Source organism: Pseudomonas sp. NPDC086566 (assembly GCF_050280885.1).
In the GTDB taxonomy this organism is placed as follows: Bacteria; Pseudomonadota; Gammaproteobacteria; order Pseudomonadales; family Pseudomonadaceae; genus Aquipseudomonas; species Aquipseudomonas vlassakiae.
Genome location: NZ_JBNNWD010000001.1, coordinates 408,295 through 435,173, shown reverse-complemented (window position 1 = coordinate 435,173; position 26,879 = coordinate 408,295). Strand labels below are relative to the sequence as shown.

Sequence of the window (26,879 nt, the reverse complement as noted above, 5' to 3'; positions counted from 1 at the left end):
TCAGGCGCCCAGGGCCTGGCGCAGGCGCGCTTCCAGTTGCGGGGCATCAAGGTCCTGACCGATCAGCACCAGGCGGGTGATGCGTGGTTCGTCAGCGCGCCATGCGCGGTCGAAGTGTTTGTCGAAACGGGTACCCACGCCCTGTACCAGCAGGCGCATCGGCTTGCCGGGGATGGCCGCGAAGCCTTTGGCTCGCAGGATGCCGAACTCCACCACCAACTGGGTCAGGGCATCGAGCAGCAGGCTTTCGTCAGCCTCGGGCAGGTCGATGGAGATCGAGTCAAAGGCATCATGGTCGTGATCGTCATGGTCATCGCCGTCATGGTGGGCGTCGTGGTGGGTGCGACGGCCATCGATGTGCGCCTCGGACTCGGCACCTAAGCCCAACAGCACTTCCAGCGGCAGCCGGCCGCTGCTGGCTTCGATTACCTTGACGGCTGGCGGCAGCTCCTCGGCCACTTCGGCACGCACCTTGGCCAGGCCTTCGGCGTCGATCAGGTCAGCCTTGTTCAGCACCACCAGGTCGGCACTGGCCAGCTGGTCGGCGAACAGTTCGTGCAGTGGCGATTCGTGATCAAGGTTGGGATCAAGCTTGCGTTGCGCATCGACCTGCTCGGGGTAGGCGGCGAAGGTGCCGGCGGCCACGGCCGGGCTGTCGACCACGGTGATGACCGCATCGACGGTGCAGGCGTTGCGGATTTCCGGCCACTGGAAGGCTTGCACCAGGGGCTTGGGCAGTGCCAGGCCGCTGGTTTCGATGAGGATGTGGTCGAGATCGCCGCGGCGTGCGACCAGTTCGCGCATCACCGGGAAGAATTCTTCCTGCACGGTGCAGCACAGGCAGCCGTTGGCGAGTTCATAGACGCGGCCGCTGGCCTCTTCCTCGGTGCAGCCGATGCTGCATTGCTTGAGGATTTCGCCGTCGATGCCAAGCTCGCCGAATTCGTTGACGATGACCGCGATGCGGCGGCCTTGGGCGTTGTCGAGCATGTGGCGGAGCAAGGTGGTCTTGCCCGAGCCGAGAAAGCCGGTAACGATGGTGACGGGGAGCTTGGCCAGTGTTTTCATGTCGCGTTGCCCTTGGCAGGTTGGCGCGGGCACACGGGACGAAAGCCGCAGGCCAGGCCGGCCGGGCTCGTTCGCCACCGGATCACCCCGCCCGGTTGAAAGTCGAAATCGTCTCGAGGCAGGTCTCCTGGCTTGCACCGTTCCAGCTCATCAAGCAGCTGGCGGAGTGACGCCTTCCCGCGCGGTGGCGCAGTGGCTGTGTCGACCCATTGTCGGTGCCTACAGTTGCGGGGGCAGCCGCGGCTTGTACCGCGTTCCCGTCTTAGCTTCGGCAGCGCCGAAGAACCTCGAAGTCGCAAGGCTACGCGGGGGGTGGCGGGTGGTCAACTATTGCCATCCGTGCAACGAAGCCCATGGTTCAGCTCTTGTTCTGCTTTTGCTCCTGCTCTTGCTCTTGCTCTTGCTCTTGCTTGTGCTTTTGCTTCTAAGCGCGCGGTAGTTCAGCAAACGCCGAATGCGACTTCAGGAGGCCGAACGCAGGCGTCTGGAGGGCCAGGGTGCGCAGCACCCCTTCGGCGCAGCCGAAGGCGCGAGATGTAGACTTGCGCAGCAAGTCGTAGGCCGCGCGGGCCCGGAGGGCGCCGGAGTGAGGGGACCCCGGAGCGAAGCGCAGGGGCCGGATGATGGGAGCCAGCGTTTTTTGGTTACTTTTTGTCGCGTTTGACAAAAAGTGACCCGCCGTAAGGGCGGAAAGGTGACTGTGCGTCGCCACCGCCAATGAATGCACTCGACTCAATCAAAACCATCGCTGTCCAGCTTTTGGCTTTTGGCTTTTGGCTTTTGGCTTTTGGCTTTTGGAAGTGAGCTTTCAAATCAAGTCAACATTCATTCGCCATGGTGGCGCTGAATCAGCTTTTCGCCTTTACGGCGACCTACTTTTTGACTGCCAAAAGTAGGCAAAAACCCCCGCTCCCATCATCCGGCCCCTACGCTTCGCTCCGGGGTCCCCTCACTCCGGCGCCTTCCGGGCCCGCGCGGCCTACGACTTGCTGCGCAAGTCTACATCTCGCGCCTTCGGCTGCGCCGAAGGGGTGCTGCGCACCCTGGCCCTCCAGACGCCTGCGTTCGGCCTCCTGAAGTCGCACTCTGCGTCGCCTGAACTATCGCGCGCTTAGAAGCCAAAGCAAAAGCAGAGCAAGAGCAAGAGCAAGAGCAAGAGCAAGAAACGAAGCTCAGGGGTTTCAGGAGTGATTCTAAAAGCGCATGAACAAATCTTCATCTTGGCCCTCAACGCCCTGATGGTGGGGTGGATGCGCGATCCGCAGCGGTACGCGGATCGCGCTTGCCTTGAGGCGCGGGGCCGGGTTGCGTAGCATCGCCGGCCCCGGGGCCGCTGGGCGGCCCATTCGCGGGCGAAGCCCCGCCTGCCGAATTCGCTACTGTACAGAGCCCCCATGCCGCAACCGATCCCCCTCAAGGACCACGAAAAGGAAAAACACCTGGTCAACCGCCGGCTCCTGGCCTGCGCCGCCCTGGTGTTCAGCCTGTGCGCCGTCCTGGTGGGCAGGCTCTACGTGCTGCAAGTCCTGCAGCACGACCAGCAGAGCGCGGTTTCGGAAAACAACCGCGTGCACATCCTGCCCATTGCCCCCGAGCGCGGGCTGATCTACGACCGCAACGGTGTGGTGCTGGCCGACAACAAACCCAGCTTCGACCTGACCATGACCCGCGAGCGCGCCGGTGACTCGGCCAAGGTGCTCGACACCCTGGCGCAAATCCTCGGCCTGGGCGAGGACGACCGCAAACAGTTCGACAAAGACCTGCGCCGCGGCCGCAAACCGTTCGAGCCGGTCACCCTGATGGTCGGCCTGACCGAAGAACAGATCGCCCTGATCGCAGTCAACCAGTTCCGCCTGCCCGGCCTGGACGTGGAACCGCAGTTCATCCGCGAATACCCGTTGGCCGAACACTTCGCCCATTCGGTCGGCTACGTCGGGCGCATCAATGAAAAAGAAGCCAAGACCCTCGACAGCACCGAGTACCGCGGCACCCAGTCCATCGGCAAGACCGGCATCGAGCACTTCTACGAAGCCCAACTGCACGGCCATGTGGGCTACGAAGAAGTGGAAACCAACGCCCAGGGCCGGGTCATGCGCGTGCTCAACCACAAGGACCCGATCCCCGGCAAGGACATCATCCTCAGCCTCGACGCGCACCTGCAGGTGGCCGCCGAAAAGGCCCTGGGTGACCGCCGTGGCGCAGTGGTGGTGCTCGACCCGGCCAACGGCGACGTGCTGGCGATGGTCAGCAACCCGAGCTTCGACCCCAACCTGTTCGTCAAGGGCATAAGCTTCAAGCAGTACGCCGCGCTGCGCGACTCGATCGACCGGCCGCTGTTCAACCGCGTGCTGCGCGGCCTCTATGCGCCAGGCTCGACGGTCAAGCCGGAAGTGGCCATCGCCGGCCTCGACAGCGGCGTGATCACCCCCGGCAGCCGCGTGTTCGACCCCGGCTACTACGAGCTGCCCAACTACGACCACAAGTACCGCAACTGGAACCACAGCGGCGATGGCTGGGTAGATATGTACACCGCCATCATGCGCTCCAACGACACCTACTTCTACGACCTGGCGCACAAGCTCGGCATCGACCGCCTGCACGACTACATGGCCGAATTCGGCCTGGGCCAGAAGGTCTCGCTGGACATGTTCGAAGAAGCCCCAGGGCTGATGCCTTCGCAAGCCTGGAAGCGTGCCACCCGCCGCCAGGCCTGGTTCCCCGGCGAGACGCTGATCCTCGGCATCGGCCAGGGCTACATGCAGGTCACCCCGCTGCAACTGGCCCAGGCTACCAGCCTGCTGGCCAGCAAGGGCGTGTGGCACCGCCCGCATCTGGCCATGACCGTCGGTGGCGAGACCCCGGTCGACCCCAACCCGATGCCCGACATCGTGCTACACGACAAGCACGCCTGGGACCAGGTCAACGTCGGCATGCAGATGGTTATGCACGACCCGCGCGGCATCGCCCGCGCCGCTGCGGCCGGTGCCCAGTACCGTATCGCCGGCAAGAGCGGCACGGCACAGGTGGTGGCGATCAAGCAAGGTGAGCGCTACAACCGCAACAAGACCCTCGAACGCCACCGCGACAACGCCCTGTTCGTCGGTTTCGCCCCGGCCGACCACCCGAGCGTGGTGGTAGCCGTGATGATCGAGAACGGCGAGGCCGGCGGCCGCGTTGCCGGGCCGGTGGTGCGCGAAGTGATGGACGCGTATCTGCTCGATGAACAGGGCCACCTGAAGCCTCAATTTGCCGGCACGCCGACGGCCAAACCCGTGCCACACAGCTGAAAGGCCGGCGCCATCGACCAAGCATTGCGCTAGCCACGCTCGAAGAAGCTGCTGCCCTTCTCCTTGAGCAGCGTCACCAACGCCCCTGCCGCCGGCGACAAGTAGCCGTCCGTGCGCACCGACACCGCTACGGTGCGGCGCATCGTGGTCTGCTGGAGCGGCACTTCGCGCAGCCAGGACATGCCCAAGCCATGCTCCAGGGTTTCCCTGGCAGCGAAGCTGAGCAACTGGGTACGCGCAATCAGCCGCGGCAGCAGCGAGATGGCGTTAGTCTCGATCTGCACCTGCGGCGCCGGCAACTGATGGGCAATGAACACGTTGTCGATCCAGCGACGGGCAGTCACCGTCGGCCCCGCCAGCACCCAGCGGTACCGGCAGAGGCGCTGCAAAGTGATCGGGCCAGCGAAGATCGGGTGCTCGGCGCTGGCCACCACGATCGCTTCGTCTTCCAGAATCGGGTAGGTGGTAAACCCGGGATCCATGGCGATCTGCGGTGAAATGATCACATCCAGCCGCCCGGCGCGCAGGGACTCCTTGAGCACATCGTCCTGGGCAATCGACAGCTTCAAGGTCACTTCCGGCGCCCGCTCCAGCAGCGCTGCGGTCAGGTGCGGCAGCAGGTGATCGGCCATGCTCGCGGCGCAGCCCAGGCGGATGTTGCCGACCAGCCCACTGGCGAAGTCGCGCACCTCGCGCTCGGTTTCAGCGATGTTCATCTGCAGTTGCTTGCCCCGCGCCAGCAGCAGCTTGCCGACATCGGTGAGCTTGATGCGGCGGCCATCGCGCTGGAACAAGCGGGTGCCCAGCGATTCTTCCAGGCGCTGGATGCTCTTGCTCAGCGCCGGCTGGCTGCGGTTGAGCTTTTCCGCGGCCCGGCCCAGGTGGCCCAGTTCGGCAATGGTTTCGAAATAGGTGAGGTCACGCAGGTCCATGATTCATGAATTTCAGTTATGGATTCATCGAAAGTAGAAAATAGACTTGATCGATTGCGCCGTCGATAATTTTCTCCGCTGGCGCTGCCAGCCCCGCGTTATCGCTGCGCAAGGAGTATCCACGTTGCAGACCTCCCTACCCCCCGCTTTCAGGCCCCTCTTGCAATGGCTCGCCCTGCTGATCTGTGCCGGCGCTTTCGGCCAGCTGCTCCATGCCCTGGCCGTGCCGGCCGGGTTGTTCCTCGGCCCCATGCTGGTGGCCATCGTCTTCGGCGTCTCGGGTGCACAACTGCACCTGCATCGCCAGGTGTTCCGTTTTGGTCAGGGTTGCGTGGGCCTGTTGGTCGCCCACTCGGTGACGTGGGCGGTGCTGGTGGCAATGGCCCAGTCCTGGCACTTGATGCTGGTCGCCACCTTCATCACGGTGGCGCTCAGCGCCCTGGTGGGCCTTGGCACCGTGCGCTTCGGCGGCATCCCAGGCAGCACGGCCGCCTGGGGTACGGCGCCGGGGGCTGCTTCGGCGATGGTGTCGATGGCCGAGGACAATGGCGCCGACGGCCGCGTCGTGGCGACCATGCAATACGTGCGGGTGGTGTGCGTGGTGATGATCGGCTCGCTGGTCAGCCACCTGCTCGGCGCCACACCGGCTGCAGGCGCGGTGGCCAATGCACCGGCGGCGCTGGCAGGCCCGCACCTGCTCGACAGCCTGCTCAGCCTGGGTGTGGTGGTGCTGGGCATCACCCTCGGTAACCGCCTGCCTGCCGGTGCCTTGCTGACACCGCTGCTGCTGGGCGGTGCCCTGCAACTGAGCGGGCTGCTGACCATCCGCTTGCCCGAGCCCTTGCTGGCCGTTGCCTACGGCGCCATCGGCTGTTACATCGGCCTGCGCTTCGACCGCCAGACCGTGCGCTATGTGTGGAAGCGCCTGCCAACCATGATCGCCGGGGCGGTGGTGCTGATCGCGCTATGCGCCGCGTGCGCCTACGGGCTGGCCCTGGCGATGGGCACCGACTTCTTGTCGATGTACCTGGCGACCAGCCCGGGGGGGCTTGACGCCATGGCGATCATCGCAGTGGAAACCCATGCAGATGTCGGCCTGGTGCTGGCGATGCAGACCTTGCGGCTGTTCGGGGTGATCCTGACCGGGGCGTTCTGTGCGCGGCAGATCATTCGCCTGACGCAGGGGTGCGGTGGCTAGAGGCGCCACAGTCCTCAAGCCGGGCCCTTCAATGCCGCCTCGATCTTCGCCACGTCGATCTTGCCCATGCTCATCATCGCCTCGAACGCCCGCTTGGCCGCCGCCTTGTCGGGGTGGGCGATGGCTTCGATGAGCAGGCGCGGGGTGATCTGCCAGGAGATGCCCCACTTGTCCTTGCACCAGCCACAGACGCTCTCGCTGCCGCCGTTGCTGACGATGGCATGCCAGAGCCGGTCGGTCTCGGCCTGGTCTGCGGTGCAGACCTGGAACGAAAACGCCTCGCTGTGCTTGAACGTGGTACCGCCATTGAGCCCGACGCACGGGATGCCCATCACGGTAAATTCGACGGTAATCACCTCACCGGCCTTGCCCGACGGGTAGTCGCCGGGGGCGGGGTGCACCGCCACCACCTGGCTGTCGGGAAAGGTCCGGGCATAGAAGTTGGCCGCTTCTTCGGCATCCTTGTCGAACCACAGGCAGATCGTGTTCTTGGCAGTCATGGCAAGGCCCCATGGGGGAACAGGAAGCCTTGAGTCTAGCCCCTCAGTCCAAGCTGACGAGGGTCACCGGCAAGAGAACGCTCAGAAGCTACTTACAAACCACGGGGAAATTTCCTACAACCCACACATGGCGGGGCACTGCATCATTGCGGACGAACCTCACAAGCGACTTTTCGCAGGGAGATACAGGTTTGTCGGATTTCAAATCAAAGTTGCAGCACCTCAGCGCCGAACAGATCGAAGCGCTGTACAGCGAATACATCGGCGGTGAGAAAATTGCCCGGCTGCTCGAACGCTACGCCATCGACCTCGCCCCCAGTAGCCTGATCAAGGCCTTCCCCCCGGTGCCTTGCGCCGAACTCATGTGCCCTTACTGCGAAGTCAGCCTGTACGAACGGCGCAGAAGCCGCTCAGCCAACAGCTGGAACGATAACCTGGCCTACTGCCCGAACTGCGCCCACCGCCATTACTTCCCGGGGCGCAACCGCTGGCAACGCGCTTGCGCCTGCCAGCCCTGCCTGGCGGCGCGCGAACAGGCCCGGCAGGCAAAGGCCATCGAGCAGCGCAAGCGCATCAAGGAGCACTGGTCGCTGGCAAAGCACCTGCCAGTGCCACTGCACACGCTGTCGATCACCCGCCAGTTGCAGTTGCTGGCCGTGCTCGAAATCCGCATGGATACGCAAACGGATTGCATCCTGGCTGCGGAAAAAACCATTGGCGATGCCCGTGTCAGCCCATCCAGGGGCATGGATTCAACCATCCTGCTGGCGCTGCACGAGGACCAGATCCTGCTGGTCGACCCGGATTCGCCGCTGGAGGCCTTCAGCGACGACCCCACACCAAAGGCCTGGCAGAACAAGGTGCGCTGGATCGCCAATGTCAGCCTGGATGACCAACAGCGGGCCGGCCTCGGCACCTTGCATCGCGTGCTGCACGCGACGCTGTCCGCTGGCCCGCAGCCGCAATGGCATGACGAACTCGCCGCAGCCATCAAGCTGCTCTGCAACGAAGAAGTGTGCGCCTACATCGCCACCCGCAGCGCGGAACACGGCCTGCCCTTCGAGGCCAGGCACAAAGCCGCCGAAGTCGCAGCCCAGCTACTCGACATGCATCCCGTACGGCACATCTGGTCGCTGGTCAACACTGCGGTCCGGGGGGCGCTGTCATTCGTTGCCCGCGCCCAGGTCAACAAACTGCATGCCGCCAACACCATTCCCGGGAGCCTGCTGTCGCTGAGCGAACGCGCCGTCCGCGAGGGCTGGCAGTTCACGCTGTCGAGCTACGACACCCACGCCCCGCGTTCAGGTTTCAGCCGGGCACTGTTCGACGTGCTGTTGCAACAGCCCGACCATGGCCTGGGACGCAAGGTCAGCGACTACATCGCCGCGCTGCCGGGGCACGCGGACGATGAAGGCTGCAGGCTGTTCTGCGCCATGTGCGGATCGAACCTGGTCCATGTGAAGGCGGGGCCTCGGGAAACCATCGTCAATTGCAAGGACTGCCTCGCCAGGACCCTCATATCGACATGAAAACAGCGCCCCGCCCGGGGCGCCTGCCTATCGCCCGGCACCTGCAACATTCTGTTGGGAATTCCTACGTTCAGCAGTGAACCTGCTTACAAAATTGCGGTCTGTCCCTGACGGTCAATTCACCGACCGGTTCGCCGGCCTCGTCGCTGATCCACAGTTACCGGGCCTATTTTTCCTGTTGCAGCGAAGACCCAACATGCCTGAATCCCGCCCAGCCTCCCTTGCCCTCCCTGCCCTGCGTGGCAGCCTGCTCGCCGCCCTGATGGCCCTTGCCGTCCCTGCGCATGCCGAAGAGCCGGCCAGCGATGCGCGCTGGGTCAGCGACAGCTTGAGCACCTATGTGCGCAGTGGCCCGACCGATGGCCACCGCATCGTGGGCACGCTCAAGTCCGGGCAGAAACTCACCCTGGTCGGTAGCCAGGGCAACTACAGCCAGGTCCGTGGGCAGAATGGCGACCTGGTATGGATCCTCACCAATGACCTGCAGTCGGTGCCTGGCCAGAGCGAGCGCCTGCCGCAACTCGACGCTCAGGTGGCGGAGCTGTCCGGGCAGCTCAAGACCATCGATGACAGCTGGAAGAACCGCGTACAGGGCATGCAGGAGACCCTCGACTCGCGCAAGAAGCTCATCGATGAACTGCAAGCACGCAACCAGGCGCTCAGCGAACAGCTCGACCAGAGCCAGTCGAGCCTGCGCGATACCCAGGCCCGCCTGGGCGACGAGAACAAGCAGGTGATGATGCGTTACATGGTCTATGGCGGCAGCATCGCCGGTGCGGGCCTGCTGGCGGGGCTGATCCTGCCGGCGCTGACCCGCGGGCGTAAGAAGAACGACCGCTGGTTCTGATGATGGCCAGGCGGGCCTCTTCGCCGATTCAACAGCGCAGAGGCCCGCAGCAAGGTGGCGCTAGCGGCTGCGCGCCTTGTTATAGATACTTTTGGCCTGGTCGGCAGCAGACTGACACTTGGCCATATCGCCGGCATCCCGGGCCTTTTTGGCTTCTTCCCATTTCACTTTGAAATCATGGGCCATGCCGCCGTGCATGCCCTGGCCACTGGCTTTGTGGTCGTCTTCCAGTTCCTTGATCTTCGCATCGCAGTTGGTTTTGGGGTCAGCGTGTGCAGCAACACTCAGCACTGAAGCAATTACCAGCAATAGGATGGATTTCATGGAGCGTTCTCCTGGGAAATCAGAATGATCATCGAGAGGCATTTGGCTCGACGCAGGGGATAGCATAGTCGGCGATGGCTGGCTGTGTCGGTTCAGCTCGGCGGTCGTCGCTCCTCGGCAAACAGGAAGTCGATGAACGCTCGCACCCGCAAGGGCATGTGCCGGGCCTGCGGGTAGATCAACATGAAGGGGCGAGAGGTGCCACCGTATGCAGCCAGTACCTCGACCAGCTCACCGCTGGCCAGTGCGTCCTGCACGGTGAAGCGGTAGGCCTGCATCAGGCCGGCGCCATGGCGCACCAGTGTCGCGGTCGCCAGGAAATCGCCCTGGCAGGTGAAACCCCCTTGGGTCTCGATTTCAACCTCGCGGCCATCGATGCGGAAACTCCAGGGCAGACGGCGTCCGGTGCTGGCCAGCTCGAACTGGATGCACTCATGCCCGGCCAGGTCCTGCGGCACCTGCGGCGTGCCCATGCGCGCCAGGTAGGCCGGCGTCGCCACCACCACCAACTCGGCATTCTCCAGGCGCCGCGCCACCAGCCGCGAATCGGCGGGCTCACGGCCACGGATGGCGAGGTCGAAGGGCTCCTCGGTGAAGTCGACGTTGCGATTGCTGACATGTACATCCACCTGCACCTGCGGATAGCGCTGACGGAACGCCGGCAGCAACGGCAACAAACGATAGTGCGCATAGGGAGTGGGTGCACTGATGCGCAGGCGACCGCTTGGCACGGCCTGGCCACCGGCGGCCTGGCGCTCCGCCTCGACCAGTTGCCCGAGCGCCTGACGGCATTGCTGATAATAGGCTTGGCCGGCGTCGGACAAGCGCATTTGCCGCGTAGTCCGCACCAGCAGGCGTACCCCCAGGCGCTCCTCCAGGCGTGCCACGCTGCGGCTTACCGCGGCCGGAGTGACACCGGCCTCGGCGGCCGCAGCGGTGAAGCTGCCGGTGTCGGCTGCCAGGCAGAACAGCTCCAGGCTGCCCAGTTGCAGATCGTCGAAGTGGCGGGTCATGGCAGCTCGATTGATTACATGATGTATCGATTGAAATGCCATACAGCTCATTTTTCAAGTTGGCGTTGCGCCCTACATTGGCTTCCACACGAGCCACCGGCTCACTTCTGGAGTACGCAAACATGAGCACGCCAAGAACCGTCATCATCACCGGGGCCTCCAGCGGCCTGGGCTTCGCCCTCGCCGAGGCGTTCCTCGAACGCGGCGACAATGTAGTCGGCAACGCCCGCAGCCAGGCACGCCTGGACCAGGCCTCGGCCCGCCTCGGTCACCCGCAGCGCTTCGTCGGCGTGGCTGGCGACATCGCCGCAGCCGAGACTGCCCAGCGCCTGTTCGCCACGGCCCAGGCGACCTTCGGCAGCGTCGACATCCTGATCAACAACGCCGGAATCTTCATTCCCAAACCTTTCACCGAGTACAGCGAGACAGACGTCGACGCGCTGGTCGGCACCAACCTCAAGGGCTTCTTCTACCCGTCGCAGGCAGCGGCCAGGGTCATGGCTGCGCAAGGCCATGGGCAGATCATCGCCATCACCGCCTCCATCGCACTGCAGCCGGATACCCGCGTACCGGCGCTGTTACCTGTGCTGGTCAAGGGCGGGCTGAACCAGGCGGTCAAAGGCCTGGCGCTGGAGCTGGCAGCCAGCGGCGTGCAGGTCAATGCGGTCGCACCCGGGATCATCGATACACCGCTGCACGGCGGCACGGTCGAGGCTCTTGGCGGGCTTTCACCGAGCGGTCGCACGGGCAAGCCGCAGGATGTGGTAGACGCCGTGCTGTACCTGACCGACGCGCGCTTCGTCAGCGGCGTCATCCTGCCCGTGGACGGTGGCAGCACCGCCGGTACCTGGCACTGAACCGAGGAGCGAACAGCCATGCCTTACGTGCATATCCGGGTGACCGATGAAGGGGTTACCCAGCAACACAAACGCCAGCTCATCGAGGGCACCACGCGGTTGCTGGAACAGGTGCTGGGCAAGCCACCGGCCAGTACCTTTGTGGTGATCGAGGAGGTGCCGACGGATAACTGGGGGGTGGGCGGCGAGACCGTGACGGCGGTGCGCCTGCGCGAGCGGGGCTGACCTCGGGCCGCTTTGCGGCCCCTACTGCCGCAACCGTTCCAGCGCTTCCAGCACATACCCCGTAGCCCGCTCCGGTTCCCCTTCCCGGCAGGCAATCCCCAGCTGCCGCCACAACCCGGGCCGCAGCGGCCGGCGCGCAATCCGCCGGTCCAGCTCGGCGGCCTCGCCCTCCTGCGGCAACAAGGTCGCACCATAGCCTGCCCCGACCAGGCTCTTGATCGCGTCGTTGTAATTCAGCTCGATTCGCGGCTCGGGATACAAGCCCGCCGCCGCGAACCACTCACCGGTCACCCGCGACAACTGGGTACTGTGGTCATTGAGGATCAATGCACGCTGCGCCAGCCAGGCCGGGGTGACCCTGGCGGGCGGCTGCCAGTCGGCCGGCACATACGCCAGGATCGGGTCGCGCCGCCAGGGCGTGAGCCTGACGCCCTTGCCAGCTACCTGCGGCAGCGCCACCAGGCCGATGTCCAGGCTGCCTTCTCGCAAGCGCGCCAGGGAAGCCTGGGAGGTCAGCACCTGAACCTGCACGTCGATACCGGGGTGCGCCTCTTTCAAATGCTCAAGGGCCTTGGGCAACAGGTGGGCAATGGCACCCGTGGATGCCCCCAGGCGCACCCGCCCGGTCAGGCCCTCGACCTGGCGGCGCACTTCGTCCAACGCCAGGTCGGCATCGGCCAGCAAACGCCGGGCCCTGCCCAGCAGCGTCTCGCCGATGGCCGTCGGGCGCACCTGGTTGCGGTTACGCGTCAGCAGCGGAGCACCGACCCGCGCCTCCAGCTCGGCCACGTGCAGGCTGATGGTGGGCGGCGCGAGGTTGAGCTGGCGGGCGGCTTCGGCAAACGAACCCAGGTCGGCAATCACCACGAGGGTGCGCAGGCGGTCGAGGCTGATTTCGCGCATGAGCGGCGATCCTTGATTCATCTAAACTGAACGTCAGCGTCATCATATTCAAATTTTCTTTGGCAGCGCCACAGGCGAGCATAGGCCATCCCCTCCCCTGACCGGACTCCGACCATGCACACCCCTGTTGTCTTCATCGACGGTGACCAAGGCACCACCGGCCTGCAGATCCATGCCCGCCTGCAAGGCCGCACCGACCTGCACCTGCTGACCCTGCCGCAAGCCGAGCGCAAGGACCCACAGCGCCGCGCCGACGCCATCAACAGCGCCGACATCGCCTTGCTGTGCCTGCCGGACGAGGCTGCCCGCACGGCCGTGGCGGCCATCGAAAACCCAGCCGTACGGGTGATCGACGCCAGCTCCGCGCACCGCACTACGCCAGGTTGGGTCTACGGCCTGCCGGAGCTGGACGAGCAGCAGGCCGAGCGTATCGCCAAGGCCAAGCGGGTCAGCAACCCCGGCTGCTACCCGACCGGCGCCATCGCCCTGCTGCGCCCGCTGGTCAAGGCCGGCCTGCTGCCGGCCGACTACCCGCTGAGCATCCATGCCTTCTCGGGCTATTCCGGCGGTGGTCGTGCCGCCGTCGAGCGGCACGAGACGCCGGGCGCTGAACCCGCCCCGACCTTGCAGGTGTATGGCCTGGAACTGGCGCACAAGCATGTGCCGGAAATCCAGCTGCACGCGGGCCTGTCGGCACGGCCCATGTTCCTGCCCGGTTACGCGGCCTATCGCCAGGGCATCGTCCTGAGCATTCCCCTGCAGCTGCGCTTGCTGCCAGGCCAGCCGCGCGCCGAACAGTTGCAAGCCTGCCTGGAACAGCACTACCAGGGCGCCCGCCATGTGCAGGTGATGCCCCTGCACCAGCAAGGCCCGGCCACCCCGCTCGACCCTGAGGCGTTGAATGACAGCAACGACTTGCGCCTGGCGCTGTACGCCAACCCCGAGCACGGCCAGGTGCTGCTGACGGCGGTGTTCGACAACCTCGGCAAAGGGGCCTCGGGCGCGGCCGTGCAGAACCTCGACCTGATGCTCGCCGCGATGCGCGGCTAAAAAGGGTTTAGACTGTGCACCCCGCGCCAACCCGGCGCGGGGTGAGCCAACCGCAGCCGGAGCCCGTCCACCGATGTTCATTCTGAGCCGCCTCGACAGCGTGCCGCCCGAATCCTTCCAGAGCCAGATCCGCGAGCTGGTGATCCACAACGTCGGCGATCTGAGCAGTGTCGCCATTCGCGCCGAAAACCCGCTTTATCCGCTGTACCAGTACGGTGTCGGCATGGAGGTGCACCAGTACCTGCAGGCGATGGACGGCACCCGTGGCCTGGCTGTGGAACTGACCTTGGCCCTGGATGCCGATGGCCCGGACCAGCTGCTCGGTTTCGCCCTGACCTTACCGGCCCAGGACGATCCGCGGGCCTGCGCTGTGGCGTTTCTGGCCGTGGTGCCCAGCCACCGCCGCCAAGGTATTGCCCGTGCCCTGCTGGGTGACGCGCAGGCGCGCTATGCCAGCGTCGAGCTGAATGCGTTTGCCGGCCAGGTGCCGTGGTTCGAGAACATGGGCATGCAGGTGGTCAGCGCCAGCGGGCCGCAGGTGCTGATGAGCAGCACCGGCCAGGCCAGTGGTGCGCTGATCGGGCGGCTGGACATTGCGCCGATCTATCAGACCGCCGAGGTGTTGCAGATTCACACGTATCTGCTCAATCAGCAGGGTGAAGATGCGATGGTCGATGCGGAGCAGCAGCGGGATGCGTGGCTGGATGAGTTGACCGCCCAGGCGAAGGCCTGTGTGCGGGAGCGCAAGTCAGTGCACTGATCTGAGGGCCCCTTCGCGGGTAAACCCGCTCCCACAGGCCTGCGTGATACCTGTGGAGCGGGTTTACCCGCGAAGAAGCACAACGGGCCGCTCAGGCATGCACCCAACGCCGATGCAGCCCACGGGCCAGCGCATCGAGCATGAACCCCAGCACGCCAATCAGCAGCACCATCGCCATCAGCTCCGAGTAAGCCAGGCGGTCGCGGGTATCGAGGATGAAATACCCAAGCCCCGCACTCACCCCGAGCATCTCGCACGGCACCAGCACGATCCACAGGATGCCGATGGCCAGGCGCACCCCGGTCAGCACATGGCCGATGACCCCCGGCACGATCACCTTGCACAAGGTTTCCCAGCGCGTGGCGCTGAGGCTGCGGCTCAACTGTAGCCAGCGCGGGTCGAGCTGGCGCACGCCTGCGGCGGTGTTGAGCAGGATCGGCCAGAGTGCGGCAAAGGCCAGCAGGAAGTAGATCGGCTGGTCGCCCACGCCCATCAGCATCACCACCACCGGCATCCACGACAAGGGCGAGATCATCCGCAGGAACTGGAACGCCGGCGTGGTCGCTGCTTCCAGGTGCCGGTAGCTCCCCACCAGCAGCCCCAGCGGCACGCCGATCAGCAGCGCCAGCAACAAGCCGACCAGAATGCGCTTGAGGCTGACCCAGACATGCCCGTAGACCTCGCCTTGGCCAAGCAACTCGACCAGGCTGGCCAGGGTCGCCTGGGGCGAGAAGCGTGCCGACAGTCCGTCAGCCTCGCCGAACAGCTGAACGCCCGCCCACCACAGCAGCAGCAACCCCAGCAGGCCGGCCAGCCCCAGGCCGGCAGACACGACGTGCTTGCGCATCAGACCGCGAACTCCTCGCTACGCTGGAAGTTCTCGGCAATGCCGAACACCGACGGGCCACCGACTGCGGCAATGGCGTTGCGCACGAAGCGGTCGTCGACCAGGTCGCGAGCCGTGTGCACCGGGTCCAATCCGGCGAGGAAGCCGCTTTCGCCCTCGATCAGGGTGTGCTTCAGGCGCTTGACCAGTTCTTCGGTGTAGCTGGGGTATGGGTAGGGCTGGAAGTCGATGCGTTTCTCGTCCCACTGCTGATGCCGGATCGCACCACTGGCAACGTAGCCCGCGCGGTCTTCGGCGGCCGGCGCCAGCACCTTGGTCAGCACCGCCGGTTCATGCGGGGTGTACTTGTTGGGGCCCGCCTTGGACAGCAGCGCCGCCGCTTCGGCGCGGTGGTCGCGGGTCCATTGCTGGGCCTTGACGATGGCGTTGACCACCTTCTGCGACCACTCCGGGCGGTTGTTCAGGTCGTGCTCATGCATGAACACCACGCAGCAGGCGTGGTTGCGCCAGACGTCGCCGGTAAAGCGCTGCACGCGGCCGACCTTGAGGTTCTCGGCCAAGGCATTGAACGGTTCGGCGACGATGTAGCCGGCGATGCGCTTGCTGGCCAGGGCCGGCGGCATGTCCGACGGCGGCAGCACCAGCAGGTTGACCTCATTGGCCGCCAGCGCGGCATTGGCAGGTTTCGACACCGGGGTCAGGCCGTTGTCATTGAGCATCTGCTGCAGCACCACATTGTGGATCGAGTACCAGAACGGGATGGCCACCGTCTTGCCGCCCAGTTGCTTGATGTCGCTGATATCCGGCGCCACGGTCAGGCCCGAGCCGCCGACATGGTTCCAGGCCACCACCTTGGCCGGTACCTTGCTGCCATAACGTGCCCACACGGTCATCGGCGACAGCAGGTGGATGACGTTGACCTGGCCGGAGATGAACGCCTCGATCACCTGCGCCCAGCTGCGCAGCAATACCGGGCGCTCGGCCTTGATGCCTTCGGCCTCGAACAGGCCATTGTTATGCGCCACCAGCAGCGGCGTGGCGTCGGTGATCGGCAGGTAGCCGATGCGCACCGGCGCGTCGGGCTCGGCGGCGGCGCGAGCCTGCAAGCTGGAGAGCAGCGGTACGGCGCCGGCCGCGGTGAGCATGGCGCTGAGCTTGAGGAAATCACGACGCGAGGTGGAGGAACAGCAATCATCCATGCACATGGGCAGGCTCCGAAGGCAACGAGGTAGGGGAAGGTTCAGCCGTGCGGCTCGCCCGCCGAAGGGTCTTGAGGATCTCGATTCGCAACGCGCCCAGCTCCTCGACCCGCTGCGTGCGCGGTTGCGGCAGGTCGATGTGCCATTGGCCAAGGATGTGCGCCGGGTGGTCGCCCAGTAGCAGCACCCGGTCGGACAACAACAGGGCTTCGTCGATGTCGTGGGTAATCAGCACCGCCGCCGTGTTGTGAGCGGCGATCAGTTGCAGCAGCAATTGCTGCATGTCGGCACGGGTCACTTCGTCAAGCGCGCCGAACGGCTCGTCGAGCAGCAGGACTTCGGGCTGGCGCGCCAGGCAACGGGCCAGTGCGGTGCGCTGGGCCATGCCGCCCGACAACTGCGCCGGATACTGGCTGCGCGCATGGGCCAGGCCCACCGCGCTGATGGCCTGGTCGATGCGCGCGCGGCGCTCGGCTGCCGGCAGCTTGGGCTGGCGGGCGAAATCCAGGCCGAAGGCGACGTTCTTTTCCAGGCTCAGCCAAGGCAGCAGGCTCGGGTCCTGAAAGGCTACTGCCAGGCGCGGGTGCGGCCCCTGCAGCGGCTCGCCGTGCAGGGTAACGCGGCCGCTGCGTGGCTGCTGCAAACCGGCCAGCACCCGCAGCAGGCTGGACTTGCCGACGCCACTGGGGCCGAGGATGGTCACCACCTCGCCTGGCGCCAGTTGCAGGTCAAAGCGCGCCAGCACCTCCTGCCACCCGCCCTCGCGCGGGTAGCCCAGGCTGATCGCGCAGGCTTGGAGTAGCGTTTGGCTCATGCGCTGGCGGCCTGGCGATGCAGCTCGGCGCGCAGTTGCACCAGGCTTGGGGTAACGATCGGCACGAACGCCGACTCGCGCCAGCGGCGGGCGAAACCGGCACCGAACTCATCCAGGTACGCCTTGCCGCCGCTGGCCTGCAGCTCCAGCTGCACGGCGTCGGCAGCACTTTCGGCGAGGGTGATGCGCAGCTTGAACAGCGCAGCCGGCTGGCCTTGGTAGCGCCCTTCGAGCAGGCCTTGCTTGAGCTCGGCTACGGTGTTTTCCAGGCGTTCCTTGAGCACCTGGCGGTGTTCTTCGAGGAACGACAGGCGCCCGTGCAGGTGCTCGTGAACTTCCTCCAGCGAGCGCCGCGCCAGGCCGATGGCCATGCCGCACTGCAGGGCGAGGAACGCCGGGCGCACCTTGGGCAGGAATTCGCGGGCGTTCTCGTGCAACAGCCAGTCGCGGCTCAACTGCACCTGATGAAACGCCAACGCGGCCGTGTTGCTCGATTGCAGGCCCATCAGTTCCAGGTCGTCAGAGCGCTCCAGGCCCTGGCTGTCGGAGGGAATGGCCATCACGAAGGGCGAACCACCGGCGTCGTCCTCGATGGCCGCCGCCACGACGAAGCCGCTCTTGCGCAGGTTGGTCACCCAGTGCAGGCGGCCTTCCAGCGTCCAGCCCGCCGCTTCGGAGCGGCCACGCACCTGCAAGGCCTCGATCCCGGAAAGGAACTTCATGGCGTTGGACAACCCGGTGGCACCGGCCAGCTCGCCGGTCAGCAGGTTGGCCAACAAGCGCTCACGCAAGCCCTGGTTGGGGCTTTGCAGCAGGTATTCGATAAACGCGCGCTGGCCCCAGCAGACGAAGGCTGCGGCCAGTGAGCGGCTGGCGATGGCGGCGATGGCTTCGACCGCATCGGTCACTGCGCCGCCGCTGCCGCCCAGTGCCGGGGCGACGCCAACGCGCAGCAGTTGCGATTCGGCAATATGCGCCAGCACGTGCTGGGGGTCGCATTGGCCCTGGTCGATTGCCTCGGCATTGGCATCCAGCCATTGACGAAATGCAGCATCAAGCATGTCCCTACTCCTTTTGAAATCACAGGCGCCACCCGCGCCAGGCGTCGATTACGCAGTTGGCTGCCAGCGGTACTGGCTCAGCTCGTCGTTGAGCGGCGTCCGGGCGAACACATTAGCAAAGTTGCACAGGGTTGCGAGACTCACGCCCAGAATCACTTCCAGGGCGTTGCCCTCGGTGAAACCGGCTGCGCGGAAGGCCTGGTAGGTGGCGTCGCTGACGTTGCCACGGGTAGCAATGACTTCACGGGCGAATTCGGCCAGGGTCTCGTAGCGGGCATCCGGCAGTTCGCCACGGGCGCGCAGGGCGTCGACCACCTCGGCGGGCAGCTTGGCCTTGTTCAGGGCCACGGCAGTATGGCCGGCGACGCAGAAGTCGCAGCCGTGCTGGGTGGCGGCAATCAGCTGCACCACTTCACGCTCGGCCAGGGACAACCCGGACTTGCCGTTCAGGGCCGAGACGGTGACATAGGTTTCCAGCGCTGCCGGGGCATTGGCCAGCACGCCGAGCAGGTTGGGAATGAAGCCGGAGTTCTTCTGGGCGTTCTCGAGGAATGGGCGGGCCGCTTCCGGAGCGCTCTGCAGAGTGTGTAGAGTAATGCGGGAGGTCATGGAGTGGTCTCCTGTCGATGAAGGTCGCTACAGTCTGTTGGTTATAAGAATTACCCTCCATATTCATCAGTCGCCTTTCCTTGCTCCTGAGTCTTTGCATTAGATGATTTCATCCAGCCATCTTGTCGATTGGTTATTAGAGGGCCTCGAACTCGATGCCAGCCTGTTTCATGTCGGGCGCTATTGCGGTGGCTGGCATGCCAGCACCCAAGGCATGGGCCGCGCCAGTTTTCACCTGGTGGTGCAGGGGCATTGCTGGTTGCACCTCGATGGCCAGACCGAGGCTGTGCGCCTGGTGGCCGGCGATGCGGTGTTTCTGTTGCGCGACCTGAGCTATCGGCTGTCCAGCGACCAGGACCCGATTGCCGCCTGCGAGCAGCCACGCCAGCAAATGCAGACACTGGATGCCACGGCAAGCGATGGGGTGGGCCTGGTATGCGGCTTCTTCGACTTCCGCCCCGGCTTGTCGTCGCTGATCGTCGATGGGCTGGCCGACTGGATCGTGCTGCGTGCCGATGAACCGGCCGGGCATGCGGCGCGGGCGTTGTTCGGGCTGATTCTGGAGGAATGCCGGCGCTCGCCCTCGCAAACCATGCTGGAGCGCCTGACCCAGCTGCTGTTCCTGTATGTGCTGCGCCAGCAGGTACACGCTGGGCAATCGCTGGGTGGGCTGGTCGCCCTCGCCCGTCAGCCGGCGTTCGCCGGGTTGCTGGAGCAGTTGATCGAACAGCCTGGCCAGGCCTGGACACTGGAGAGCATGGCCGCCTGCACCGGGTTGTCGCGCTCGGCGTTCTTCAAGCGTTTCAACGAACTGGCCGGGCAGTCGCCGGGGCAGGTATTGCTGGCGCTGCGCATGCGCCATGCCTGCCGGTTGCTGCAGGCGGGTAACACCGTGGAACAGGTGGGGGCACAGGTGGGATATCAGTCGGTGGCGGCGTTTACCCGGGCATTTGCCAAGACCGTTGGTGTGCAACCGGGGGCGTATCGACGCCAGCACGAGCAGCGCTGACGGGCTGAAAGGGGGCGCAAGGCGCCCCCTGGCTATCAGCGAGAACGCTATTTCAGGTCGAAGCGATCGAGTTCCATCACTTTTACCCAGGCCGCCACGAAGTCCTTGACGAACTTGTCATTGCCATCGCTGCTGCCATACACCTCGCTCAGCGCCCGCAACTGCGCGTGCGAGCCGAACACCAGGTCGACCCGGCTGCCCGTCCACTTCACCTGCCCGGTCTTGCGATCACGGCCCTCGAAGCGGTCGTTGTCCGGCGAAGTCGGCTTCCATTCCACGCCCATGTCCAGCAGGTTGCGGAAGAAGTCGTTGCTCAGGGTGCCGGGCTTGTCGGTGAACACGCCGTCCTTGCTGCCGCCATGGTTGGCACCTAGCACGCGCAGGCCACCGATCAGCACGGTCAGTTCAGGCGCCGTGAGGGTCAGCAACTGGGCCTTGTCCAGTAACAGCTTCTCGGCCTTGACGCTGTAGCGGGCCTTGCTGAAGTTGCGGAAACCATCGGCCAGCGGCTCAAGCACGGCAAACGATTCGACGTCGGTCTGCGCCTGCGAGGCATCGACACGGCCCGGGCGGAAGCCCACGCTGACATTGTGCCCAGCGTCCTTGGCCGCCTTTTCCACCGCAGCGGAGCCGGCGAGGACGATCAGGTCGGCCAGGGAGACCTTCTTGTTACCGGCATTGAATTCGCCCTGGATCTTCTCCAGCGTCGCCAGCACCTTGTCGGTGCCCTGGTTGGCCACCCAGTCCTTCTGCGGTGCCAGGCGCAGGCGGCCACCGTTGGCACCACCGCGTTTGTCCGAACCCCGGAAGGTCGAAGCAGCCGCCCAGGCAGTGGACACCAGTTCGGCGACACTCAGGCCCGAAGCGAGAATCCTGGCCTTGAGCCCGGCGATGTCCTGTTCGTCCACCAGCGGGTAGTCGGCTTTGGGCAGCGGGTCTTGCCACAGCAGCTCTTCGTTGGGCAGTTCCGGGCCCAGGTAGCGCGCCAGCGGGCCCATGTCACGGTGGATCAGTTTGTACCAGGCACGGGCGAAGGCATCGGCCAGCTGGTCGGGGTTATCCTTGAAGCGCTTGGCGATCGGCCCGTAGATCGGGTCGAAGCGCAGGGCCAGGTCAGAGGTGAGCATGGACGGTGCATGCTTCTTGCCCGGGTCGTGGGCATCCGGCACGGTGCCTGCGCCTTTGCCATCCTTTGGTCGCCACTGGTGCGCACCGGCCGGGCTCTTGGTCAGCTCCCACTCGAAGTTGAACAGGTTGTTGAGGTACTCGTTGCTCCAACGTGTCGGTGTCGACGTCCAAGTCACCTCCAGGCCGCTGGTAATGGTGTCCCCGCCTTTGCCAGTGCCAAAGCGGTTGGCCCAGCCCAGGCCCTGCAGTTCGAGGCTCGCCGCTTCCGGTTCGGGGCCTACGTTGTCGGCCGGGCCGGCACCGTGGGTCTTGCCGAAGGCATGGCCGCCGGCGATCAGCGCCACGGTTTCTTCGTCGTTCATGGCCATCCGGCCGAACGTTTCGCGGATATCCCGGCCTGATGCGACGGGGTCCGGGTTGCCTTCCGGGCCTTCCGGGTTGACGTAGATCAAGCCCATCTGCACCGCCGCCAGCGGGTTTTCCAGGTTGCGCTCGCCGCTGAGGTCGCGGCTTTGTTCCTCGGGATGTTTCTGCGGCTCTGCGACCAGGTCACCCTGGCCTGGCGGTTGGGCCTTGACCTGCTCCTTGCCATAACGGGTGTCACCACCAAGCCAGACCTTTTCCGAACCCCAGTACACGTCTTCGTCCGGCTCCCACACATCGGCGCGGCCGCCAGAGAAACCAAAGGTCTTGAAGCCCATGGATTCCAGGGCGACGTTACCCGTGAGCACGATCAGGTCGGCCCAGGAAATCTTGTTGCCGTACTTCTGCTTGATCGGCCACAGCAGGCGCCGGGCCTTGTCCAGGCTGACGTTGTCCGGCCAGCTGTTGAGCGGCGCGAAGCGCTGCTGGCCAGAGCCGGCACCGCCACGGCCGTCGCCGATGCGGTAGGTGCCGGCGCTGTGCCAGGCCATGCGAATGAACAGCGGGCCGTAGTGGCCGAAATCAGCTGGCCACCAGTCCTGTGAATCGGTCATCAAGGCGGTCAGGTCTTTTTTCAGGGCCTGGAAATCGAGGCTCTTGAACGCCTTGGCATAGTCGAAATCCGGGTCAGGGCTGGATTTCGACGAGTGTTGATGGAGGATCCTGAGGTTGAGCTGGTCAGGCCACCAGTCACGGTTGGTGGTGCCGCCACCTGCGGTTTGATGGAACGGGCATTTCGATTCGTTCGACATCTGCTGTTACCTTTGGGTCGGTTATCCAGATTTCCGGTCTCTGCCAGGTGTTCTTTCAGCCGAGCACGTGGGCTCGTGCCTACCCCTCGTCAGGTCGGGTCGGCGGTGTGCCGACACGGGGCTGGGGAAGCTCCCACGTCACGTGCGGCGCGGTCTTGCACGCACGTGCTGCCAAGCCGCGCGCAGGCGGATTTCGCAGGGCCAGGGGAAAGACTAGCCGAGCGTGGACAGACTTCTAATAGAGTGGCTCTTCCAGGCTGATAGCCCCGGCACATCCATACAAGGCACAACGCTCGGTGTCGTGCTTCAATACACCGCCAACCCCTCTAGCCCGGTGAGCCAAGCCCCATGAACCGCAACGACCTGCGCCGCGTCGACATGAACCTGCTGGTGCTTTTCGAAGCCCTGATGATCGAACGCAACCTGACCCGCGTGGGCGAAAAGCTGTTCATCACCCAGTCCACCGTCAGCGCCGCCCTCGCCCGCCTGCGCGAGCTGTTCGACGACCCGCTGCTGATCCGCAGCGGTCGGGCCATGGAGCCTACACCGCGGGCCATGCAAATCTTCGCCGAACTGGGTCCGGCCATGGATGTGATTTCGTCCGCAATCAGCCGCGCCCGTGACTTCGACCCGGCCAGCAGTTGCAACCAGTTCCGTCTGGGCCTGTCGGACGATGCCGAGTTCGGCCTGTTCCCGGCCCTGCTGCAAGCCCTGCGCGAGGAAGCGCCTGACATCAGCGTGGTGGTGCGCCGGGCCAACTTCCTGCTGATGCCAGGCCTGCTGGCCAGCGGCGAGATCTCTGTGGGGGTAAGCTACACCACCGACCTGCCAGCCACCGCCAAACGCCGCAAGCTGCGCGATATCGGCGTGCGTGTGCTGCGCGCCGACGACCGCCCCGGCCCGCTGACCCTCGACGAGTACTGTGCCCGGCCCCATGTGATGGTGTCGTTCTCCGGTGACATGAGCGGCAACATCGACCTCGACCTCGCACGCATCGGCCGCTGCCGCAAGGTGGTCCTGGCCGTGCCGCAGTTCGGCAGCCTGCGTGCACTGCTGCGCAATACCGAAATGATCGCCACCGTGCCGGACTATGCCGCCTGCGCCCTGGCAGACGATGGCAGCCTGCGCGCCGACCCCGCGCCCTTCGAGATCACCGAGGCCGAGCTGTCGATGGTGTGGAGCGGCGCCCACGACAACGACCCGGCCGAGCGCTGGCTGCGCGAGCGCATTCTGCAGTACATGGCCCGCCCGAGCTGATCCATCGACCCCATCGATAGCCACCATGAATGCCATCAAGTTCCGCCGCAGCCGCGACGGGCGGAAGATGGCGGCATTCACTGATCGATGAGGCGCTACCCATGAAAACCGGCATGCTCGCTGCCCTGCTCGCCCTGTTCGCTGCCCTTGGCGGTTGTGCCGCGCCGGCTGGCCAGCAGGCTGCCCTGCCCTACGGGCACTTCTACTCGGCCACGGCCATTTCCAGTGTCGCATTGGCCCCGGGGCAGCATGTGGCCGTGCTGCTCGGGCGTAATGCCGACAGCACCCTCAGCTACCTGCAGCAGCACCGTGACGATGCGGTGGCAAGTGCTCAGCCGCGCAGCATTCCGGTAGCCACCCTGCGCGGGGGCAGCCAAGCCTACGACTGGCTGGCGCATTCGCTGGCCCAGCAGTTCGCCGAAGTGACCTTCTACGAAGACCTGGACAGCCTGCTTGCCGACCACCCGGACGTTATCGTGCTGCTGGACAGCGAAAGCCGCCTGGCCACGGCAGACGTCGAGAGCCGGGTGGTGGCACGGTTCTTCGACAGCCAGCTGACCTACATTGGCCGCGCCGAAGGGCGTGCGCACAAGGATGTCAGCAATGTGGCGCGGATGCTCGAGGACGAGCAGGCCGCCAAGGCCGCTGCCCTGCGCGACTTCGATGTTTCGCTGCAGCACTTGCTGGGCAGCAAGGTGTGAGGCGCGACGACGCTGCGGCAGAACACAGGGAACTCCTGCCACTCGCCCGCCCTCTTAAGCAGTGAGTGGTTTATTTCCTTGTGCTTCACGTTACTGGAGAACACAACATGCGCCACCTATTCCTCGCCCCTGCGCTGCTGCTCCTGTTGCCTGCCGGTGCTGCCCTGGCCCGCGTCGATGCGGGCGACGTCGCCACCTCGGCCGGTGTTTCCGCCTCGCTGTATTCGACCTTCAAGGACGACAAACGCATCATCCCCGCACAGGACGAGCTGTCGGCCTTCGTCGCCAGCGGCGGGACCATTCGTGGCGCCTATGTGGAGTCGGCGCTGGAACAGGCTCGCAAGGATAATCCTGGCTTGCAGGCCAGTGACGAAGAGCTGGCCAAGGCAATCCTCTCGCAGGATGGTCCGGTCGCCCATCATTGAACTTTTGCCGCACGGACTCCACCGGCTCGAACAGCGGTGGAGTTGATGTGCGCACTGGTTTACCCGAGCGACATCGAGCTTAGTGGCTAGGTTCAAGGACTCACTACAACAAGGAAGCCCCCATGCCGTTGCCCAGCCCTCCCCACGCCATCGCCTTGGCGCTGCTGATCGCCTGTACCCAGGCAACTGCCGCAGAACCCACCTTCACGGAGCTGCTCACGCAGGCCGAAAACGAACGACCGGCGTACCTGCAAACCCTCAAGAGCCTGGTCTCGGTAGACACCGGTACCGGTACCGAAGCGGGCCTGACGCAAGTCAGTGCCGAGCTGGTGAAGCGCCTCAATGCCCTGGGCGCCGAGGTGCAGACTCGCCCTGCCAAACCGTCGGTCGGCGACAACATTGTCGGCACCTTCAAAGGTAGTGGCAGCAAGGACTTCCTGCTGATGGTGCACTACGACACCGTGTTCGTCCCCGGCACTGTCGCCAAACGCCCGTACCGGGTCGACGGCTCCCGCGCTTATGGCCCGGGCGTGGCCGACGCCAAGGGTGGCGTCGCGATGATCCTGCATGCACTGAAGCTGCTGAACGACCAGCAGTTCAAGGGTTACCGCACACTCACCGTGCTGTTCAACCCGGATGAGGAAATGGGCTCTGCTGGTTCCAAGCAGGTCATCGCCGAACTGGCCCGCAAGCATGACTACGTGTTCTCCTACGAGCCGCCCGACAAAGACGCAGTGACCGTCGCCACCAACGGCATCAACCGGCTCAAGCTCGAGGTCAAGGGGCGCGCCTCCCACGCAGGTTCCGCGCCCGAGGAAGGCCGCAATGCCTTGACCGAACTGGCGCATCAACTGCTCCAGCTCAACGAACTTGGCGATACGAGCAAAGGCACTACGGTGAACTGGACGCTCGCCAAGGCCGGCGAAAAGGCTAATATCATTCCGGCACTGGCCACCGCCGAAGCGGATATGCGCTATTCGGACCTGGGCGAGACTGAGCGGGTACAGGCCGAGGCCCAACGCATCGTGCAGAAGCAACTGGTGGCCGATACCCAGACCCGTGTCGTGGTCGAAAAGGGGCGACCGCCGTTGGCGCGTAACCCGGCTTCGGCCCGATTGGCCGAGACAGCGCAGAAGCTGTACGAAGAAGCTGGCTACAAGATCGAGCCGATTGCCATGCGCTTCGGCACCGATGCCGGGTATGCCTACGTGCCCGGCAGCGAAAAGCCGGCGGTGCTGGAAACGCTGGGGGTGGTCGGGGCCGGGTTGCATGGGGACGATGAATACATCGAACTGGGCAGCATTGCGCCGCGCCTTTACCTCACCGTGGCGATGATCAGGCATCTGTCGAAGTGATGGGCTAGCCGTGCCCGCGAAGAGCCCGGCACAGGCAAACTCAGCCCCAGCCGTCCATGCGCATCGTCGCCCTGACCAGGCGCTGCTCTTCCTGCTCGATCTCCCGCAAGCTGTCGCGAATCCCGTTGATATGCTCGCGCGCCGCGCGCTGCGCCTGCTCAGGCAACTGCTCCATCACCGCGTGATACAACCGCGCATGCTGGCGGTCGATCTGGCGCTTTTGCGCAGGGCGGCAATACAGGTTGTTGACCGAGGCGAACACCGTGCTCAAGGTCAGGTCGCTCAATGATTGCAAGGTATGCACCAGCACCGGGTTGTGTGACGCCTCGCTGATCGCCCGGTGGAAGGCATGGTCACGCCGGGCATGTTCGCGGGGGTCGAGCGCTTCGGCAGCCGCATGGGCATCGAGCATGTCTTCATAGCGCCTGCGGATCAGCACGCGGTCGACATCGGTAGCGCGCAAGGCCGCCAGGCGTGCCGACTCGGCTTCCAGCAAGGCGCGCACTTCAAGAAGGTCGAACAGCGTGCGCGGCTGTGAGCTGAACAGGTGCATCAACGGTGTGGCCCCGGCCTGCCCGGCGAGGTCGGCAACGAACGAACCGCGCCCCTGCTCGGTATCGATGATGCCCCGCCCACGCAAGATACGCAGGCCCTCACGCAATGCCGACCGCGAGCAACCGAGTTTTTCCACCAGGCGCCGCTCCGATGGCAAGGCCTGGCCGACCTTGAGCACACCTTCGACGATCAGCCGCTCCACCCGCTCGGCCACCTGGTCTGCGACCTTGGCTTTGCCTTCCATTCCCATG

General features: G+C 65.1%; 26 protein-coding genes and 1 riboswitch. Of the genes, 13 read left to right on the top strand and 13 right to left on the bottom strand.

Going from position 1 to position 26,879, the window contains the following annotated elements:
* A complete protein-coding gene (cobW, locus tag ACQKPS_RS01980; RefSeq protein ID WP_254480020.1) occupies positions 1-1,068 on the bottom strand; it encodes a cobalamin biosynthesis protein CobW in 1,068 nt (355 codons plus the stop codon).
* Positions 1,069-1,168: 100 nt separating this feature from the next.
* Positions 1,169-1,373, bottom strand: a riboswitch (cobalamin riboswitch).
* Between the two features lie 1,089 nt (positions 1,374-2,462).
* Between cobW and mrdA the strand changes: the two genes are divergently transcribed.
* On the top strand, positions 2,463-4,355 hold the full coding sequence (mrdA, locus tag ACQKPS_RS01975) for a penicillin-binding protein 2 (RefSeq protein WP_254480327.1): 1,893 nt from the start codon (positions 2,463-2,465) through the stop codon (positions 4,353-4,355).
* Between the two features lie 29 nt (positions 4,356-4,384).
* Here the strand turns inward: mrdA and ACQKPS_RS01970 are convergent, their stop codons facing one another.
* A complete protein-coding gene (locus ACQKPS_RS01970) occupies positions 4,385-5,287 on the bottom strand; it encodes a LysR family transcriptional regulator (protein WP_283723013.1) in 903 nt (300 codons plus the stop codon).
* A 160-nt stretch (positions 5,288-5,447) separates the two neighbouring features.
* Here ACQKPS_RS01970 and ACQKPS_RS01965 point away from each other — a divergent pair, with 160 nt between their 5' ends.
* Positions 5,448-6,485 (top strand): AbrB family transcriptional regulator, encoded by a 1,038-nt coding sequence (locus ACQKPS_RS01965; RefSeq protein ID WP_427602373.1) that lies wholly within the window; start codon positions 5,448-5,450, stop codon positions 6,483-6,485.
* 14 nt (positions 6,486-6,499) lie between these two features.
* Here ACQKPS_RS01965 and ACQKPS_RS01960 read toward each other — a convergent pair whose 3' ends face one another.
* Positions 6,500-6,985 carry a VOC family protein gene (locus ACQKPS_RS01960; RefSeq protein ID WP_254480330.1) on the bottom strand — a complete coding sequence of 162 codons (486 nt, stop codon included), beginning with the start codon at positions 6,983-6,985 and terminating at the stop codon, positions 6,500-6,502.
* 191 nt (positions 6,986-7,176) lie between these two features.
* On the opposite strand from ACQKPS_RS01960, the gene ACQKPS_RS01955 reads away from it, so the two are divergent.
* Both ACQKPS_RS01955 and ACQKPS_RS01950 read left to right on the top strand, forming a co-directional pair.
* Positions 7,177-8,514, top strand: a complete 1,338-nt coding sequence (locus ACQKPS_RS01955; RefSeq protein WP_283723016.1) for a hypothetical protein — start codon at positions 7,177-7,179, stop codon at positions 8,512-8,514.
* 196 nt (positions 8,515-8,710) lie between these two features.
* A complete protein-coding gene (locus ACQKPS_RS01950; protein ID WP_427602370.1) occupies positions 8,711-9,361 on the top strand; it encodes a TIGR04211 family SH3 domain-containing protein in 651 nt (216 codons plus the stop codon).
* Between the two features lie 60 nt (positions 9,362-9,421).
* Here the strand turns inward: ACQKPS_RS01950 and ACQKPS_RS01945 are convergent, their stop codons facing one another.
* Complete coding sequence (locus ACQKPS_RS01945) at positions 9,422-9,685, bottom strand: hypothetical protein (protein ID WP_054883865.1); 264 nt, start codon at positions 9,683-9,685, stop codon at positions 9,422-9,424.
* Between the two features lie 92 nt (positions 9,686-9,777).
* Positions 9,778-10,698, bottom strand: a complete 921-nt coding sequence (locus ACQKPS_RS01940; RefSeq protein WP_283723017.1) for a LysR family transcriptional regulator — start codon at positions 10,696-10,698, stop codon at positions 9,778-9,780.
* Positions 10,699-10,820: 122 nt separating this feature from the next.
* Between ACQKPS_RS01940 and ACQKPS_RS01935 the strand changes: the two genes are divergently transcribed.
* Both ACQKPS_RS01935 and ACQKPS_RS01930 read left to right on the top strand, forming a co-directional pair.
* Positions 10,821-11,555: an SDR family oxidoreductase gene (locus tag ACQKPS_RS01935; protein WP_283723018.1), complete on the top strand. Its 735-nt coding sequence runs from the start codon at positions 10,821-10,823 to the stop codon at positions 11,553-11,555.
* An 18-nt stretch (positions 11,556-11,573) separates the two neighbouring features.
* Positions 11,574-11,780 (top strand): tautomerase family protein, encoded by a 207-nt coding sequence (locus ACQKPS_RS01930; RefSeq protein WP_176508882.1) that lies wholly within the window; start codon positions 11,574-11,576, stop codon positions 11,778-11,780.
* 21 nt (positions 11,781-11,801) lie between these two features.
* Here ACQKPS_RS01930 and ACQKPS_RS01925 read toward each other — a convergent pair whose 3' ends face one another.
* A complete protein-coding gene (locus tag ACQKPS_RS01925) occupies positions 11,802-12,683 on the bottom strand; it encodes a LysR family transcriptional regulator (RefSeq protein WP_283723020.1) in 882 nt (293 codons plus the stop codon).
* 114 nt (positions 12,684-12,797) lie between these two features.
* Here ACQKPS_RS01925 and argC point away from each other — a divergent pair, with 114 nt between their 5' ends.
* Both argC and ACQKPS_RS01915 read left to right on the top strand, forming a co-directional pair.
* Positions 12,798-13,733, top strand: a complete 936-nt coding sequence (gene argC / locus ACQKPS_RS01920) for an N-acetyl-gamma-glutamyl-phosphate reductase (protein WP_427602367.1) — start codon at positions 12,798-12,800, stop codon at positions 13,731-13,733.
* 73 nt (positions 13,734-13,806) lie between these two features.
* Entirely contained in the window at positions 13,807-14,493 is a 687-nt protein-coding gene (locus ACQKPS_RS01915; protein ID WP_427602365.1) for a GNAT family N-acetyltransferase, read from the top strand.
* Between the two features lie 91 nt (positions 14,494-14,584).
* Here the strand turns inward: ACQKPS_RS01915 and ACQKPS_RS01910 are convergent, their stop codons facing one another.
* Genes ACQKPS_RS01910 through ACQKPS_RS01890 form a run of 5 tightly spaced genes read right to left on the bottom strand, consistent with a single transcriptional unit; the run spans position 14,585 to position 19,023 of the window.
* Entirely contained in the window at positions 14,585-15,340 is a 756-nt protein-coding gene (locus ACQKPS_RS01910; protein WP_283723023.1) for an ABC transporter permease, read from the bottom strand.
* Positions 15,340-16,545 carry an ABC transporter substrate-binding protein gene (locus ACQKPS_RS01905; protein ID WP_313202852.1) on the bottom strand — a complete coding sequence of 402 codons (1,206 nt, stop codon included), beginning with the start codon at positions 16,543-16,545 and terminating at the stop codon, positions 15,340-15,342. Before ACQKPS_RS01905 ends, ACQKPS_RS01910 begins: the two co-directional genes overlap by 1 nt.
* A complete protein-coding gene (locus ACQKPS_RS01900; protein ID WP_283723025.1) occupies positions 16,532-17,353 on the bottom strand; it encodes an ABC transporter ATP-binding protein in 822 nt (273 codons plus the stop codon). The genes ACQKPS_RS01905 and ACQKPS_RS01900 overlap by 14 nt, the downstream gene beginning before the upstream one ends.
* Positions 17,350-18,414: an acyl-CoA dehydrogenase gene (locus tag ACQKPS_RS01895; RefSeq protein WP_427602362.1), complete on the bottom strand. Its 1,065-nt coding sequence runs from the start codon at positions 18,412-18,414 to the stop codon at positions 17,350-17,352. The genes ACQKPS_RS01900 and ACQKPS_RS01895 overlap by 4 nt, the downstream gene beginning before the upstream one ends.
* Positions 18,415-18,462: 48 nt before the next feature.
* Complete coding sequence (locus ACQKPS_RS01890; RefSeq protein WP_283723027.1) at positions 18,463-19,023, bottom strand: carboxymuconolactone decarboxylase family protein; 561 nt, start codon at positions 19,021-19,023, stop codon at positions 18,463-18,465.
* Between the two features lie 103 nt (positions 19,024-19,126).
* Here ACQKPS_RS01890 and ACQKPS_RS01885 point away from each other — a divergent pair, with 103 nt between their 5' ends.
* Positions 19,127-20,032: an AraC family transcriptional regulator gene (locus ACQKPS_RS01885; RefSeq protein WP_427602360.1), complete on the top strand. Its 906-nt coding sequence runs from the start codon at positions 19,127-19,129 to the stop codon at positions 20,030-20,032.
* Positions 20,033-20,079: 47 nt separating this feature from the next.
* Here the strand turns inward: ACQKPS_RS01885 and katG are convergent, their stop codons facing one another.
* Positions 20,080-22,335 (bottom strand): catalase/peroxidase HPI, encoded by a 2,256-nt coding sequence (gene katG / locus ACQKPS_RS01880; protein ID WP_427602358.1) that lies wholly within the window; start codon positions 22,333-22,335, stop codon positions 20,080-20,082.
* A gap of 348 nt (positions 22,336-22,683) precedes the next feature.
* Between katG and ACQKPS_RS01875 the strand changes: the two genes are divergently transcribed.
* The 4 genes from ACQKPS_RS01875 (at position 22,684) to ACQKPS_RS01860 (ending at position 26,073) form a co-directional block, all read left to right on the top strand.
* Positions 22,684-23,592 carry a LysR family transcriptional regulator gene (locus tag ACQKPS_RS01875; RefSeq protein ID WP_054887186.1) on the top strand — a complete coding sequence of 303 codons (909 nt, stop codon included), beginning with the start codon at positions 22,684-22,686 and terminating at the stop codon, positions 23,590-23,592.
* Positions 23,593-23,693: 101 nt separating this feature from the next.
* Positions 23,694-24,293, top strand: coding sequence for a hypothetical protein (locus tag ACQKPS_RS01870; protein ID WP_283723030.1), 600 nt, complete (start codon positions 23,694-23,696; stop codon positions 24,291-24,293).
* A 107-nt stretch (positions 24,294-24,400) separates the two neighbouring features.
* The gene (locus tag ACQKPS_RS01865; RefSeq protein WP_283723031.1) at positions 24,401-24,718 is read left to right on the top strand and encodes a DUF2388 domain-containing protein; all 318 of its coding nucleotides are present in this window, start codon (positions 24,401-24,403) and stop codon (positions 24,716-24,718) included.
* 122 nt (positions 24,719-24,840) lie between these two features.
* Entirely contained in the window at positions 24,841-26,073 is a 1,233-nt protein-coding gene (locus tag ACQKPS_RS01860) for a M20/M25/M40 family metallo-hydrolase (protein WP_427602355.1), read from the top strand.
* Positions 26,074-26,113: 40 nt separating this feature from the next.
* Here the strand turns inward: ACQKPS_RS01860 and glcC are convergent, their stop codons facing one another.
* Positions 26,114-26,878, bottom strand: a complete 765-nt coding sequence (glcC, locus tag ACQKPS_RS01855; protein WP_427602353.1) for a transcriptional regulator GlcC — start codon at positions 26,876-26,878, stop codon at positions 26,114-26,116.
* Position 26,879 lies beyond the last annotated feature (1 nt).